This is a genomic window from Sphingobium boeckii (genome assembly GCF_014199215.1).
Classification (GTDB): Bacteria; Pseudomonadota; Alphaproteobacteria; order Sphingomonadales; family Sphingomonadaceae; genus Sphingobium_A; species Sphingobium_A boeckii.
In genome coordinates, this window is record NZ_JACIJC010000001.1 from 575,107 (window position 1) to 590,828 (window position 15,722).

A 15,722-nucleotide genomic window follows, 5' to 3' on the forward strand; every position below is an offset into this window, starting at 1 on the left:
AGCCGCGGTCAGATCAGTCTCTTCTCATAATCCGATGACAGATCGGCCAATTGCGCCGCCTCAAAACTCGCCATCGGATACGCGCAATAATCCGCCGCATAATAGGCGCTCGGGCGATGATTGCCCGAATCACCGGTGCCGCCAAAGGGCATGTTCGAAGCAGCTCCCGTGGTCGGACGGTTCCAATTGACCACCCCCGCGCGGATCCGGCGCGAAAATAGATCCCAAAGATCCGAGTCCCCGCTCACCAATCCGGCAGACAGGCCGAACCGCGTCGCATTGGCCGCAGCAATCGCCTGATCGAAACGCTCCACCCGGTTGATCTGGATCACAGGCGCGAAGATCTCCTCATCGGGCGCTGCGATCCCCGTCACGTCCAGCATGGCGGGAGAAACGAAGGCCGGCCCCCGTTCCAGCCGCGTGAACGGCAAGATCGTCCGCGCGCCCATCGCCTCCAGCGCCCGAACGCTGCGCTCCGCGCTGTCAGCGGCGGCAGAGCCGATCAGCGGCCCCATAAAGGGCTCAGCTTCGTCATCCCACGCCCCGATGCGCAGCTTCGTCGCGGTCGCTGCGATTGCCTCCACGATCTGATCGCCTATCCGACCAGTCGGCACGATCATGCGACGCGCGCAGGAACAGCGCTGCCCGGTGGTGATGAAGGCGGAAAGGATCGCGACAGAGGCCGCCTGGGCGGGGCTGTCCCACGCGATCAGCGGATTATTGCCGCCCAGCTCCAGCGCCAGGATCACATCGGGCCGCTCGGCGAAGGCGCGGCGGAAATACGCGCCCGCGGCGGCCGATCCGGTGAAGAGCAGTCCGTCGATCTCGCCTTCCACCAGCGCCGCGCCGGTGGCCCGCCCGCCCTGAACCAGCGTGAGCACATCATCGGGCAGCCCGGCCTTCGACCATGCGGCGGCCATCCGCTCGCCCGTAAGCGGCGTCAGTTCGGAGGGTTTGAACACCACGCAATTGCCCGCCAGCAAGGCGGGCACGATATGGCCATTGGGCAGATGCCCCGGAAAATTATACGGCCCCAGCACGGCCATCACGCCATGGGGGCGGTGACGCAAAGTCGCCTGGCCGAAGGGCATTGCTGCGTCACGCGCGCCCGCACGTTCGGCTTGCGCCTGGATGGAAATCTCCACCTTGCCGATCATTGCCGCAATCTCGGTGCGGGTTTCCCACAGGGGCTTTCCCGTTTCGCGCGCAATCGCCTCTGCGAACGCCTCGGTCTCTTCCTTCAGCACCGCGGCGAAGCGGCGCGCGATCGCGATGCGCTCGTCCAACGGCGTATCCGCCCAGCCTGGAAAAGCCGCGCGCGCACCCGCGATCGCGGCGGCGCATTCGCGCGGGCTGGCTTCCGCGCCTTCCCAGATGGCTTCGCCGGTGGCGGGATCGATCGACTGGAATTGGGTCATGGTTTTCCCTGCATGATATCGGCCCCGAGGCGGTTATTGAACGGCATCGGCCAAGACTGAGGTTTGTGTCAATTGGGCCTCTGCGCGCGCGGTCGCAAGGGTCGCCTCGAACCGCACCAGCGCCTCACGGGCTTCATCCTCCGACATGATCAGTGCGGGCAACAGGCGCACGCAATTGTCCCCGCCGCCCGCCACCAGCAGGCGATGCGCGCGTGCCAACGCCATGAATGCGCGATTGTTGCTGACCAGCTTCACGCCGACCAACAGCCCCTTGCCACGCACGTCCACCACCAGATCGGGATAGCGTGCAGCGATGGCGTTCAGACCGGTGGAGAGGATATCCGCGATGACGCGGACGTGCGCCATCATGGGCGCTGTCGCAATCTCGTCGAATGCCGCAATGGCCACCGCCATCGCCAGCGGATTGCCGCCGAAGGTGGATCCATGCACGCCGACCACCATGCCGCTGGCCGCGTGTGCGGTGGCCAGACAGGCGCCCACCGGGAATCCGCCGCCCAGTGCCTTGGCGATCGCCATGATATCGGGTGCGGCCTCTTCGAACCACTGATGCGCGAAAAGCCTGCCCGTGCGCCCCATGCCGCTCTGCACTTCGTCATGGATCAGCAGCACGCCATGCGCGGTACATGTAGCGCGGATCGCGCGAAGCTGTTCGCCGGAAAAGGCGCGCGCGCCGCCTTCGCCCTGAACCGGCTCCAGGATGACAGCGGCGGTGGTGGGCGATGCGATATGCTTGGCGAGCGTCTCCATGTCGCCGAAGCGCACCTGGATATAGCCGGGCAGGCGCGGGCCGAAGCCTTCCACATAGGACGGATTGCCCGCCGCGTTGATCGCGGCATAGGTGCGGCCGTGGAAGGATCCGTCGAAACCGATGATGTCGATCCGCTCCGGCGCGCCATTGGCGGCATGATATTTTCGCGCGGTCTTCAGCGCGCATTCCACCGCCTCGGAACCCGAATTGGCGAAGAAGGCGACATCGGCGAAGCAGGATGCGGTCAGCCTTTCCGCCAAGGCCTCCTGCTCCGGAATCCGGAAGATATTGGACACATGCCAGAGCTTGCCCGCCTGCGCGGTCAGTGCGGCGACCAGCGTGGGATGGGCATGGCCGAGCGCATCGGTGGCGATCCCGCCCACGCAATCGAGATAGGCTTCGCCATCATCGCCATGAAGCCACACCCCCTCGCCATGCGTGAAGGCCAAAGGTGCGCGGTTGTAAACGGACATCAAGGGACTGGTCATGGTTCAGGCTCCAGCAGGGTGGTGGGTGCCGCCGAAGGATATGCGGCCAAGGGGGTAAGGGGCGATCAGCGCCTGCACATCGCCGGCAAGGCTGCGGAGCGCCGGGGGCACGAGCGCATCATAATGCGCGGCATTGCGCGGCCCGATGCCATGTTCGGCGCTGAAGCTGCCGCCGAATTGCGACACGACCGTTTCGAAGATCGCGGTGCGCACGGCACCCGCCAAGCCGAGCGGGATGGGGCCGCGCGCGTCGGGCCAGACCATATTGAAGTGCAGCCCGCCGTCGCCGATATGACCGAAATCGCAGATCATCAGCGCCGGCCAGCGCGAAGCGACCAGTTGGGTGAGTGCCGCGCGCAGGGGGAACAGGTCACCGCGGCGCACGGAAATATCGCAGGCGATCACGCTGCCCGCTGCCCGCAGGCCTTCGGGGACGGCGTGGCGCAACGCCCACAGGCCATTGCGGCGGTCCATGGCGATTTCCCCCACGCGATCCGCAAAGGGCGCGATCGCGTGCGCCATCATGTCTTCAAGCGCGCTGTCGTCGAGGCTCGCCATGCCGGCCAATTCGATCAGCGCGGCAAAGGGCGGCAGTGTGGCAAAGGGCATCGTCACGCGCGGCACATGATCCAGCGCCAGCCGCATCGCGGTGCCTGAAATGCCCTCGAATGCTGCCAGCAAGGGGCCGCAGCATTGCTCCATCTGCAGCAGCAGATCGAGCGCCAGCGCGGGGTCATCGGGCAGGCCGACCAGCGCGGTGACGCGCGATGCGGGCAACGGCTGGAGCGCAACTGTGGCGCGGGTGACGACGCCCAGCGCGCCGGCCGATCCCGCGAAAATCTGCTTCAGATCGATCCCGGCATTGTCTTTCCACAAGCCATGGCCGAATTGCGCCACGGTGCCCTTGCCATCGGCCAGCACCACTTCCAGCCCCAGCAAATTGCGGCGCACATCGCCATAACGCAGGAAGCGCGCACCGCCGGTGTTGGTCGCCACCATGCCGCCGATCGACGGATCCGCGCCCAGATCGATCGGAAAGGTGAGGCCGTCGTCCGCGGCGGCGGCGTTTAGCGTGGAGAGACGCACGCCTGCATCGCAATCGGCGCTGCGGTTCGCCGCGTCGATCCGCGGGGGGCGGTTCAGCCGGTCGAGGCTGAGAATGATCTGCGTGGCACCATTGTCCGCCAGCCCGCCACCGGTCAGCCCTGTGCGCGCGCCCTGCGGCACCAGGCATAAACCCCGCTCCGCGGCCAGCCGCATCAGCGCTGAGACCTCCGCCGTCGATCCGGGACGCGCCACCGCGCGGGCTGCTCCGTCGGCCTGACGTCCGTCGCTCTGATAGGGCACCATATCAGGGGCATCGGTCAGCAGGTTTGCCGCGCCGACCAGCGCCGCCACGGCATCCAGCGTGGCGATCATGCCGCCTCGGTCATCGCGAAGATGCCCTGCGCATTGCCGCTGTCGAACGTCAGATCGAGCTTGCCCGTGGCGGGGTCACGCGCGCGGGTAATGAATTCATAGAAAGAGCCGGGCACCCTCCTGGTGATGTCCGGTCCGCCCGGCACCCCAAAGGCACGTTCGACCGGATCGGCGCGGAACGCGGTTTGGCGCACGCCGCCATTGGCGGAGACCTCAATCTTGTCCTTGATCGGGCGACCGATCCGGCGCTGCGCCTCGGCGACGGCATCCACATTGGCCACGCGGTCGGTGGCGTGGTTGAACGCATTGCCTTCGGTGGCGATCCAGGCGGCTTCGGGGGATTCGGCGAGCAGCAGATCATAATCGGTCAGCATCGGCCGTTCGTGGTGACGGGCGAATGCGCCGGCGAGCACGGGCAACAGGGAGCACGCCCGATCGCGCGCGATACGGCGATCATCCATCAGCGCCGCCAGCGCGACCTTTGCCTGCCCGTTGATCGGATCCGCCGCAGTGCCGAACACCCGCGTCGCCGCTTGCTGGAAGGCCGGGGAGAAGCGATCCACATGAAGCTCGCTCACGAAGAACTGCGGGATCGCCTCGGGCAGATCGCGATGCGCATAGGCATAACCCGTCATCTTCAGCGCCGGCAAGGGATAGACCCCGTTCACGGCATAGCCGAGCGGGGCGAGCAGCCGGTCAAAACGGCCATGGCCATCCTGCGCCTGGCCATTGCCGAACGCGATTGTGCGCAGTGCGCCGTGATCGAACAGGATGCGCGATCCGGCCGCGTGCCGATCTTCCACATAGGATGCGCCGGTGGGAACGCGACGCAGCAGATCATCCACCAGCAGCAGATTGAGCGCGATTGCAATCTCTGCGCGTGATGGCGCGTTAGCGGCGAGCGCGCTGCGCTCGATCGGCGTCGCGATGCGCGCGATCAGCCAATCCGCGCGCTTCTGGCCCAGAACGCCAGCAACCAGTGACGCCGCGTCGCAGGAATGAGGAACCGTCATATGTAATTCCCTTCGGCGCTGCATTTGCGTCGAATTAATGTATATGACAAACGACAAGCCTTCATCGATTCATGAGGAATGAGAATGAATGATGCGGCCCGCAAATTGCTGCCGCCGCCCATGGCGCTGCAAAGCCTGGCGGCGGCGATCCGCCTCGGCAGCTTCTCTGCGGCCGGCGCTGAGGTGGGGCTGACGCAAAGCGCGGTCAGTCGCCAGATCGCCTTGCTTGAGGATTGGCTGCAGCGTCCGCTATTCGAGCGGACCGGACGGCGCGTCGAGCCGACCGCGGAGGGCCGCGCTTATGCCGCCGCGATCATGCCCGCGCTCGAGGTGATCCGTCGCGCCACCGCACAGGCCATCGCGCACCGCACCGGGCGGGAGTTCACGATCGCGACGCTGCCCAGCTTCGGGATGCGCTGGCTCGCGCCCCGCCTGCCGCGACTGACCGAGCGTTATCCCGATCTCACCGTAAATTTCGTCGCGCGCTCGATCCCGTTTCCGCTGGCCGCTGAGGGGTTCGACGCGGCGATCCATTTCGGTCAGCCGGATTGGCCCGATGTGGCGCATGATCTGCTGTTCCGCGAACAGGCGATCCCGGTTTGCGCGCCATCGATGCTGGCCGCGCATCCCGTGAATGCGCCCCGCGATCTGCTCGATTGGCCGCTGCTGGCGCAAAGCTCGCGCACGGATGCCTGGGCGAAATGGTTTGCCAATGCCGGCCTCGCCGCGCCGCGGCGCGCGCCGGCCGGTCATTTCGAACATTTCCTGATGCTGGCCCAGGCTGCTGCAGCGGGGGCGGGGGCCGCGCTGATTCCCAGTTTTCTGATCGGCCCCGAGCTGGCGGCGGGGAGCCTGGTCTGCCCGATCGACCGCGCGCTATCGGGCGAGGAGGCCTATTATCTGGTCTATCCCCATGATCGGCTGGGCAATCCGCACTTTCGCTATCTGCGCGATCGCATCCTTGAGGAAGCACATGACGGGATGGCGGACGGATCGGGTAACGCTGGCAATGCCGTGAACCGGTGATAATCCGCACGGCACGAATTCGCGGTTGAAGTGTTGAGATGGCATGAGCGATATTTTGGGCGAGGCATTTCCGGGGACAAGCGCGATGAGCGCGGCGATGCGGGAGAAGGATTGGGCGGCAACGCCCTTGGGCGCCCCCGAACATTGGCCGGATACCCTCAAAATCCCGCTGCGGATGATGCTCACCTCGCGTTTTGAGATGTGGCTGGGTTGGGGAGCGGATCTCGCCTTCTTCTACAATGATGCCTACGCGCCCACGCTGGGTGGCAAACATCCCGATGCGCTGGGCCGGCCGGTCGCCGACGTCTGGAAAGAAATCTACGCGGACGTCAAAGGCCGGTTCGACGCGGTGATGCACGAAGGCGTATCGACATGGGATGAGGCGCTGCTGCTGTTTCTGGAGCGCAACGGCTATGTGGAGGAGACCTACCACACATTCTCCTACAGTCCGCTAAAGGGTGCTGCCGGTGAGAATGCAGGGCTGATCTGTGTCGTCAGCGAGGAAACCGAACGTGTCATCAGCGAAAGACGGCTGAAGCTGTTGAGTGAATTGTCGACCGCCCTGTTGCCGGCGCGCACACGCGAAGCCGTGATGACCGCCCTCGGCACCGCTTTGCGGCATAATGACCGGGATTTTCCTTTCGGCATGGTGCGGCTGTTCGACGATGCTGATTTCCAGGCGTCGCCGCCGATCGGGGATGGCCAGGATGTCACGGGTTACGCCTGGCCACTTGATCGGGCGCGTGCCGAAAAGGCGGGGTTCGTCATTGCACTGGAAGGCCTTTCTGCCGAGCCGCTGCCCAAAGGCGCGTGGGATGTTGCGCCGCGCGAAGCGCTGGTCGTCCCGATCATCAAGACCGGGCAGGATATGCCGGCCGGTGCGCTTGTGCTGGGCATCAATCCCTATCGCCGCATGGACCAGGCCACATTGGATTTCGCCCAGCTTATCGCCGGGCAGGTCGCGGGCGCGCTGGCCACGGCGGACGCGCTGCGCAGCGAAGCCGCGGAGATGGAAAGACTGCGCGATCTTTTCGCGCAATCCCCCTCGTTCATCGCCGTTTTGAAGGGGCCGGACCATCGGTTTGAGTTCGTCAATCCCAGCTATCTCCAGTTGATCGCGCATCGCGATGTGATCGGGCTGAATGTAAGGGAAGGATTGCCCGAGCTTGAGGGGCAGGGTTTTTACGAGCTGCTCGATTCGGCCTATGAAACGGGCGAGTCTTTCGTCGGCCAGTCCATGCCGATCACCATTCAGCGTACCCCGGACGATGAACCAGCGCTGCGGTTGCTGGATTTCGTCTATCAGCCCATGCGCGACGGCGATGGCAATGTCATCGGGATGCTTGTCGAAGGGATAGACGTCACTTCGGCGCATGATGCGGTGGCGGCGCTGCGCGAAAGCGAGGCGCAATTCAGGACGCTGGCCGAGGCGATGGCCAATCACGTCTGGACCGCGCGGCCGGATGGCCAGTTGGACTGGTTCAACGGGCGCACGCTTCGTTATAGCGGCCTCGATATGAATGCGCTGAGCGGCCCGGGCTGGATGAGGATCGTCCATCCCGATGATCGGGATATCGCGCAGGAAAAATGGACCGACTCGATCCAGACTGGGCAGGATTATGAAGCCGAATTCCGGATCAGGAATGCCGAAGGCGTCTATCGCTGGCATATTGCGCGCGCGGTCGCGCTGAAGCGGGACGAAGGGGCGATCAGCCACTGGATCGGCACCAATACCGATATCGATGATCAGAAATCGTCGGCGCAGGCGCTGTCCGAACTGAACGCGACGCTTGAGCAACAGGTGGTCGAGCGCACGGACCGTTTGATGCAGGCCGAAGAGGCGCTGCGGCAAAGCCAGAAGATGGAAGCCGTCGGCCAGCTTACCGGCGGCATCGCACATGATTTCAATAATCTGCTGGCAGGGATCATGGGCAATCTGGAATTGCTCAGCCTGCGCATCTCGCAAGGGCGGCTGGATGCGATCCCGCGTCATGTGGATAATGCGCAGGAGGCGGCAAAGCGCGCGGCGGCGCTGACGCAGCGCCTGCTGGCCTTCTCCCGCCGCCAGACGCTCGATCCGCGCCCGGTCAACGTCAACCGTCTGGTAGGTGGGATGGAAGATCTGATTCGGCGCACCGTGGGGCCGGCCATCGAGATCGAAGTGGTCGGCGCGGGCGGCATATGGCCGACGCTGGTGGATGCCTATCAGCTTGAAAATGCGCTGCTGAACCTGTGTATCAATGCGCGCGACGCAATGCCGGATGGCGGGCGGCTGACGATCGAAACCGCGAACAAATGGCTGGATGACCGCTCGGCGCAGGAGCGCGATCTGCCGCCGGGCCAATATCTGTCGCTCTGCGTGACGGACACCGGCACGGGCATGAGCCGCGACGTGATCGAGCGGGCGTTCGATCCTTTCTTCACGACCAAGCCGCTGGGCGAGGGGACGGGGCTTGGGCTGTCGATGATCTACGGCTTTGCTCGCCAGTCCGGCGGGCAGGTCCGCATCTATTCCGAGGTGGGAGAGGGTACCACCATGTGCCTCTATCTGCCCCGCCACATGGGGGAGATGCCGGAGGTCGAACCCGGTGCTTCCAGTGCGTCCCTTCCGGCCATGGCGCACGGAGAGACAGTGCTGGTGGTGGACGATGAAGCCTCAGTGCGCGGCCTCGTGACGGAAATATTGAAGGACGCCGGCTATCATGTGCTTGAGGCCGATGACGGGCCTTCCGGGCTTAAATTGCTCCAATCGAACATGCGCATCGATCTTTTGATCACCGACGTCGGTTTGCCGGGTGGGATGAACGGTCGTCAAGTAGCGGATGCGGGGCGGCAGTTCCGCCCCGATCTCAAGATCCTGTTCATCACCGGCTATGCCGAGAATGCTGCCTTGCGCAATGGCCATCTGGGGCATGGCATGGAGGTCGTGACCAAACCCTTTGCGATCGAAACGCTGAGCAACAAGATCAGGGATATGATCGACAGATAGGCAGGGATGCTTAAACGGGGCGGCCATGACAGCCAGCAACCTTCTCGATCTTTTCATCACCACGCTCGCGCGCAATGTCGGCGGAGATCGACGGCGCTGGCGTGCCGCCGTGGGCGACGTGCGCATCTACAGCATGGCAACCCATCCGCATTGCAACTGGTCCGTCACGCCATCCGGCTCCATCGCGGAAATGGCCGCGGTGGAGCGTCTTGCCGACGATCTGCGCGGCCGCCATCCGATCGTGGAGCGCGGCTGACTGGCCCTCAATGTTCCGCGAGCATCCGATAGCCCACACCGGGTTCATTGCGGATAAGTGATGGTCTCGCGGGATCGGCTTCGAGTTTGAGCCGGAGCGCGCGGATGGCGACGCGGAGATATTCCACGTCTTCGAGATGGGCCTTGCCCCACACCGTGCCGAGCAGATGGCTGTGGGTGAGCACCCGCCCCGCGTGACGCGCCAATTCCGCCAGAAGATCGAACTCCTTGGGCGTAAAGTGCAGCTCGGCACCGGCGCGTCGGACGAGGTGTGCATCCACATCGATCTCGATCTCGCCGATCACGAGGCGACTGCGCTGGCCGATGGCGGCGCTCTGATGACGCAGGCTCGTGCGGACGCGGGCGAGCAATTCCTCGGTGTCGAACGGCTTTGTGATGTAATCGTCCGCGCCCAGATCAAGCGCCGCCACCTTTTCTCCGCTATCATCGCGCGCCGTCAGCACGATGACGGCGAGCCCCAGTGGCTTGATCAGCGGGATCAACTCAAGCCCGTCGCGATCGGGCAGGCCCAGATCGAGCAGGACGAGATCGGGAAGGCGCTGCGCCTCGATCATCGCGGCTTTGGCATCCCCCGTCTCGATCACCACATAACCCCCGCGTTCAAGCGCGCGGCAGACCAGGCGACGGATGGCGGGTTCGTCGTCCACCACAAGGATGCGCGGTGCGCTCATGCGTCTAAGATCACCAGCGCGGCTTCGGGGAAGGTGATCGTGAAGCGCGCACCCGGCTTGTCCTCGCGGTTGGCGGCCTCGACGCTCAGACCCAGCGCCTGCGAAAAGCCCTTGACGATGGCAAGCCCAAGCCCGGTACCGCCGGTGCGGTCCGAACCCTCCAGCCGCGCGAACGTCTCGAACACCTGGCGTTCGCGGCCCGGCGGCAGGCCGGGTCCCTCGTCGATCACCGAAAGCGCGATGCCATCGGTCGTCCGTTTCGCCTCCAGCCGCACGACCGAACCCGGCGTGCCGAATTTCGCGGCATTGTCCAGCAGGTTGATCAATATGTGATGGAGCAGATTAGGATCGGTGCGCACCAACGGCAGATTGGGCGGCACGCCCAGATGGATCGGGCGACCGGCCAGCGCGAGCTTCACATCATGGACCGCAGACGCGACCGCATCTGTCAGATCCACCGGCTCCACTTTAGGCGCGAGCGCGCCGGCCTCGATCCGCGTCATATCCACCAGATCATCGAAAAAGCGGGAGAGGCGGCGGGCTTCGGCGCGGATCGTGGTGACGAGTTCGTAATTGTCGTCATCAGGCTTCAGCGCCTCTGCGGCGGCGGTGACCGCGGTGAGCGGCGTGCGCAGATCATGGCCGATGGAGGACAGCAGGGTGGAGCGGAGCTGATCGCGTTCGCGCAGGGCGGACACCTGCCGCATCTCCCCCTCCAGCCGCAGCCTTTCATGCGCGAGCGCGGCTTGGTCTACCAGGCTCATGAACAGCACTGCGCGATCGGCGGGCATGGGATCACGCGCATCGCCCCGCGCCACGCCGAGGACCGCGAGCGTGCCAAGCGAGGTGCGCAGCGGCTGGAACTGCCACTCAGAGGCAGTGAGCGTATCCGTGCCGCGCCCTGCGGCCTCCCCGCGCTCAAACACCCAGTCGATCGCGGCATTGTCGATCGTGCCTAGTCGATTTTCAGGCGGGAACGCCCCTGCAAGCTGGACGAGGCCGTCAACGCGCGTGAGCAGCACGGTATCCACATCGAGCAGGCGGCCGATTTCCGCGCATACCGCGTGCGCGGTCTCGGCCTCGTCCGAAAGCTGACCCAGCGTGCTGGCAAAGCCGGCGATGGCGGCATTCTCGCGTGCGCTGCGGGCACCGAGCAGCGCCTGTGCGCGAACGCGCCCCGCAAGCTGACTGGTGACGATCGCGACGCCGATCAGGATCAGCATTGTCAGGATATTGCGCGGATCGGTGATCGTGAAAGTGTGGATCGGCGGCAGGAAGAAGAAATTATACGCCAGGCCCGAGGCCAATCCCGCCACCAGACCCTGACGCAGGCCATAGATGGTGCCCGCCGCGATGACTGGCAGCAGATAGAGCAGATCGATCGCCTGAAAGCCGATCCACGGCTCCAGCGCCCGGCCGAGCAGGGTGACGGCGGCGACCACGCCGATCGTATAGAGATAATCCTGCCACCGGCCCCAGCCCGAAGCGAGATTCGGTCCGCGCTTCTCAGCCCTGCCGCCCTGCCCCATATCGGGGAGCACATGCACGGCCAGTCCTTCGCTGCCGCGCACGATCCGGTCCACCACCGATCCATGGCGCAGCTCGAACCACCAGCTTCGCTGCGATTTGCCGATGACGAGCTGGGTCGCGCGCATGTCGTGCACCTGATCGAGCAGCCCTTCCATCACCGATCGTGCGGGAATGGTCACGATCGTGGCCCCCAGGCTGGCGGCGAGGCCGAGCGAGGCGGCGAGGCGTTCACGCTCGGGATCGGTAAACCGCGCCTCACGCGGGGTTTCCACATGCAGCGCTGTCCAGGGTGCCTTCAGCGCATCGGCCAGGCGCTTGGCGGCGCGCACCAGATTGTCCGATCCGGCAAGCTCGCTCACCGCGACCAAGATGCGCTCTCCGGCAGCGAAGGTGCCCGCCAGTGCGTGCGCCCGCAGATGTTCGAGCATCTGGGTGTCCACAGCCTGCGCCGCGCGGCGCAGCGCCAGTTCGCGCAAGGCGGAGAGATTGGATTTGGAAAAGAAATGATGCAGCGCGCGGCTGGCTTCTTCGGGCACATAGACTTTGCCGTCCTTCAGCCGCTCGATCAGCTCGTCGGGGGGCAGATCGACGATCTCTATCTCCGCCTCGTCGATCAGCGCATCAGGCACGGTCTCGCGCACGCGGACATGGGTGAAGCTGGCCACCACATCGTTCAGGCTTTCGAGATGCTGGATATTGACGGTGGAATAGACGTCAATCCCGGCGTCCAGCAATTCCTCAATATCCTGCCAGCGCTTGGGATGGCGACTCTCGGGCGCATTGGTATGAGCGAGTTCATCCACCAGCACGAGCTGCGGCTTCCGCGCCAGAATGGCGTCCAGGTCCATCTCAGTCAGCGTGCGCCCATGATAAGCGACTTCGCGGCGCGGCACGATTTCCAGCGGCGAGACGAGCGCCTCGGTCTCAGCGCGGCCATGCGTCTCGACCACGCCGATCACGACATCCACGCCCGCGCGCAGCCTCTGGGCACCATCCTCGAGCATCTCATAGGTCTTGCCGACGCCCGGCGAAGCACCGAGAAAGATCTTGAGCGTCCCCCGCGCCTCACGCGCGGCGTGGCGCAGGAGCGCTTCAGGGGACGGGCGATGGGGTTCGCGACTCTTCACCGTGCTGGCGTAGCGGGAATTGAGAGGGTGAGGAATACACGCTGTTCCTCCGTCATCATCCCCGCCTGTGCGGGGATGATGCAGCGGCAATTGGAGCTGCAACCAATTCCGTTTGTCCCAAGCAGCCGTCGAGCATCGCCGAAGGGGCGTGTCGAGGGATCAGCATTGGCTCTGTCTCGACACGGTCTCTCGGCTTCGCTCGATCCCTACTCGACACCAACGGGTAGGGTGAAATCATGGTCGCATACGGTCCAGCGCCCGATTGAGCATCAGCACATTGACGCGGGGTTCGCCGATCAGGCCGAGCAGCGGCTGTTCCACTGAAGCCTTGGCCAGCGCCATCACCCGGTCCGCAGGCAGTTCGCGGGCCTCAGCGATGCGGGGTACCTGAAGAAAGGTCGCCTCGGGGCTGATATGGGGGTCAAGCCCCGAGGCGGAAGTCGTGACGAGGTCGGCGGGAAGATCCCCGGTCACACCGCTTTCGCGGATCCGAGCGATGTCGGCCTGGGTGCGCTCGATCAGCGCTTTGGCATTGGGCGCGAGGTTCGAGCCCGAGGACGCCGCGGCATCATAGCCGTCACCTGTGGCCGAGGGGCGGCCGTGAAAATAGCGGGTGCTCGTGAAACTCTGTCCGATCAGGGCGGACCCCACCACTTTTCCCCGCTCCAGAATAAGGCTGCCATTGGCCCGAGTCGGAAAGAGCACCTTTCCGATCCCGGTCATCGCCAGCGGATAGGCCAGGCCAAGCAAGAGGGCGAAAGCGATCAGCAACATCAGGGCCGGGCGCAGCGCGGTTTTCAGGTCTTCGGTCATGATCCATATTTCCTTTATAGAGGGTGCGGGGCGGCCGTGGTCTCAAGCCAGGCCAAGGCCGCTGACGGCCATGTCGATGATCTTGATGCCGACGAAAGGCGCCACGAGACCGCCAAGACCGTAGATGGAGAGATTGCGGGAGAGCAGGGCACCCGCGCTGGCGGGCCGGTATTTCACGCCTTTCAGCGCAAGCGGGACGAGCGCGGGGATGATCAGCGCATTGAAGATGATCGCGGAGAGAATCGCGCTGTCCGGGCTGGAAAGACCCATCACGTTGAGCACGCCGAGCCCCGGATAGAGCACCACGAAGATCGCCGGCAGGATCGCGAAATATTTGGCCACATCATTGGCGATGGAGAAGGTGGTCAGGCTCCCGCGCGTCATGAGCAATTGCTTGCCCAGGCCGACGATCTCGATGAGCTTGGTCGGATCATTATCCAGATCGACCATATTGCCCGCCTCGCGCGCGGCCTGCGTGCCGGTGTTCATCGCGACGCCGACATCCGATTGGGCCAGGGCGGGGGCGTCATTGGTGCCGTCTCCGCACATGGCGACCAATTTGCCGCCCGCCTGTTCCTTGCGGATCAGGTCGAGCTTCTGTTCGGGCGTGGCCTCGGCAAGGAAGTCGTCGACACCCGCCTCGGCGGCGATGGCGGCGGCGGTGAGCTGATTGTCACCCGTGATCATCACGGTGCGGATGCCCATGCGGCGCAGTTCGGCGAAACGCTCGCGGACGCCGGCCTTGATCACATCCTTCAGGTGAACCGCGCCGAGCAGACGGTCGCCATCGGCCACGGCGAGCGGGGTGCCGCCCGAACGTGCGATGTCCTCGGTGCAGCGGCGCAGTGCCGCGACTGCATCCTTGTTCGCCCGATCGCCCAGCAGACGGAGCACGGCATCGACGGCCCCCTTGCGGAGCTGGCGAATGCCGATGTCTACGCCGCTCACCCGCGTTTGCGCGGTGAACGGGATGGTGATCGCCTCGGCCGGTGCCGGCGCGCCTTCACCCGCCAATGCCACGATCGAGCGACCTTCGGGGGTTTCGTCGGCCACGCTGGCGAGCCGCGCGGCCTCGATCAGTTCGCGTTCGGATATGCCGGGCAACGTGATGAAGGCGGTCGCCTGACGGTCTCCGATGGTGATCGTGCCGGTCTTGTCCAGCAGCAGCGTATCCACGTCGCCTGCAGCTTCCACCGCACGACCCGATTTGGCGAGCACGTTGAAGCGCACCAGCCGGTCCATGCCCGCAATGCCGATGGCGGAGAGCAAGGCGGAGATGGTGGTGGGGATCAGCGTGACGAACAAGGCGACCAGCACGGGGACGGCGATCATGCCGCCCGCATAATGGGCGAAAGCTGGCAATGTGCCCACTGCGATCAGGAAGATGATGGTGAGGCCCACCAGCAGGATCGTCAGCGCGATCTCATTGGGGGTCTTCTGGCGGCTGGCACCTTCGACCAGAGCGATCATGCGATCGAGGAAACCCTGACCCGGCCCCGCCGTGATCTTTACCTTGATGCTGTCCGAGATGACGCGCGTGCCCGCGGTGACGGCGGAGCGGTCGCCGCCCGCTTCGCGGATCACCGGCGCGCTTTCGCCCGTGATCGCCGCTTCATTGACCGAGGCGACGCCCCAGACCACTTCGCCATCCGCCGGGATCAGATCGCCGGTTTCCACCAGCACGATTTCTTCGACCGAAAGCTGCCCTGCGGGGATGATTTCATAGGTCTCCCCCACGCCCAGCATCCGCTTGGCCATGAGTTCGGCCTTGGTGGCGCGAAGCGATGCCGCCTGTGCCTTGCCACGGCCCTCGGCCAGCGCCTCGGCGAAATTGCCGAACAGCACGGTCAGCCACAGCCACAAGACGAGTTGCCCCTGGAAAAGGCCTTTGCCGGGCTCTGAACCCGCGATCGTGCCGAACCACAAGGCGGTGGAAAGCGTGGCGACCACGGCGGTGGTGAACATCACCGGATTGCGGACCAAGGTCCGTGGATCCAGCTTGACGCAGCTCCCCTTGATCGCGGCGATCACGAGATCGCGGGAGAAGAGCGATTGAGCCTGTTGGGCCATTATATCTGACTCCGAAAATGCGCTTCCGTCATCCCCGCGCGGGCGGAGATCCATACGCTCGACCCGTGCCGGATAGAGGGAGGGTTATGGATTCCCGCCTGCGCGGGAATGAC

The 15,722-nt window shown here is 64.9% G+C and carries 10 protein-coding genes and 1 pseudogene; 3 read left to right on the plus strand and 8 right to left on the minus strand.

From position 1 onward, the window contains the following. Positions 1 to 8 precede the first annotated feature (8 nt). From astD to FHS49_RS02995, 4 genes and pseudogenes are all read right to left on the minus strand, one after another. Positions 9 to 1,430: pseudogene (astD, locus tag FHS49_RS02980) on the minus strand (succinylglutamate-semialdehyde dehydrogenase); the annotation flags it as partial. Between the two features lie 21 nt (positions 1,431 to 1,451). Continuing rightward, positions 1,452 to 2,675 carry an aspartate aminotransferase family protein gene (locus tag FHS49_RS02985; protein WP_221240345.1) on the minus strand — a complete coding sequence of 408 codons (1,224 nt, stop codon included), beginning with the start codon at positions 2,673 to 2,675 and terminating at the stop codon, positions 1,452 to 1,454. A 3-nt stretch (positions 2,676 to 2,678) separates the two neighbouring features. Further along, positions 2,679 to 4,094 carry an FAD-binding oxidoreductase gene (locus FHS49_RS02990; RefSeq protein ID WP_184015060.1) on the minus strand — a complete coding sequence of 472 codons (1,416 nt, stop codon included), beginning with the start codon at positions 4,092 to 4,094 and terminating at the stop codon, positions 2,679 to 2,681. Then, positions 4,091 to 5,107 carry a 2-oxoadipate dioxygenase/decarboxylase family protein gene (locus FHS49_RS02995; RefSeq protein ID WP_184015062.1) on the minus strand — a complete coding sequence of 339 codons (1,017 nt, stop codon included), beginning with the start codon at positions 5,105 to 5,107 and terminating at the stop codon, positions 4,091 to 4,093. The genes FHS49_RS02990 and FHS49_RS02995 overlap by 4 nt, the downstream gene beginning before the upstream one ends. Before the next feature lie 84 nt (positions 5,108 to 5,191). On the opposite strand from FHS49_RS02995, the gene FHS49_RS03000 reads away from it, so the two are divergent. From FHS49_RS03000 to FHS49_RS03010, 3 genes are read left to right on the plus strand one after another with little or no spacing between them, the layout of a single operon-like run. Beyond that, positions 5,192 to 6,133, plus strand: a complete 942-nt coding sequence (locus FHS49_RS03000) for a LysR substrate-binding domain-containing protein (protein WP_184015064.1) — start codon at positions 5,192 to 5,194, stop codon at positions 6,131 to 6,133. A gap of 43 nt (positions 6,134 to 6,176) precedes the next feature. Continuing rightward, entirely contained in the window at positions 6,177 to 9,122 is a 2,946-nt protein-coding gene (locus FHS49_RS19530; RefSeq protein ID WP_246350233.1) for a PAS domain-containing protein, read from the plus strand. Between the two features lie 25 nt (positions 9,123 to 9,147). After that, positions 9,148 to 9,378: a hypothetical protein gene (locus tag FHS49_RS03010; RefSeq protein ID WP_184015066.1), complete on the plus strand. Its 231-nt coding sequence runs from the start codon at positions 9,148 to 9,150 to the stop codon at positions 9,376 to 9,378. Positions 9,379 to 9,385: 7 nt separating this feature from the next. On the opposite strand, the gene FHS49_RS03015 is transcribed toward FHS49_RS03010, so the two are convergent. The 4 genes from FHS49_RS03015 to kdpB form a co-directional block, all read right to left on the minus strand. Then, positions 9,386 to 10,069, minus strand: a complete 684-nt coding sequence (locus FHS49_RS03015) for a response regulator (protein ID WP_184015068.1) — start codon at positions 10,067 to 10,069, stop codon at positions 9,386 to 9,388. Further along, the gene (locus tag FHS49_RS03020) at positions 10,066 to 12,726 is read right to left on the minus strand and encodes a DUF4118 domain-containing protein (RefSeq protein WP_343052881.1); all 2,661 of its coding nucleotides are present in this window, start codon (positions 12,724 to 12,726) and stop codon (positions 10,066 to 10,068) included. The genes FHS49_RS03015 and FHS49_RS03020 overlap by 4 nt, the downstream gene beginning before the upstream one ends. A gap of 234 nt (positions 12,727 to 12,960) precedes the next feature. After that, positions 12,961 to 13,539 (minus strand): potassium-transporting ATPase subunit KdpC, encoded by a 579-nt coding sequence (gene kdpC, locus FHS49_RS03025; protein ID WP_184015070.1) that lies wholly within the window; start codon positions 13,537 to 13,539, stop codon positions 12,961 to 12,963. 42 nt (positions 13,540 to 13,581) lie between these two features. Continuing rightward, a complete protein-coding gene (gene kdpB / locus FHS49_RS03030) occupies positions 13,582 to 15,609 on the minus strand; it encodes a potassium-transporting ATPase subunit KdpB (protein ID WP_184015073.1) in 2,028 nt (675 codons plus the stop codon). Positions 15,610 to 15,722 lie beyond the last annotated feature (113 nt).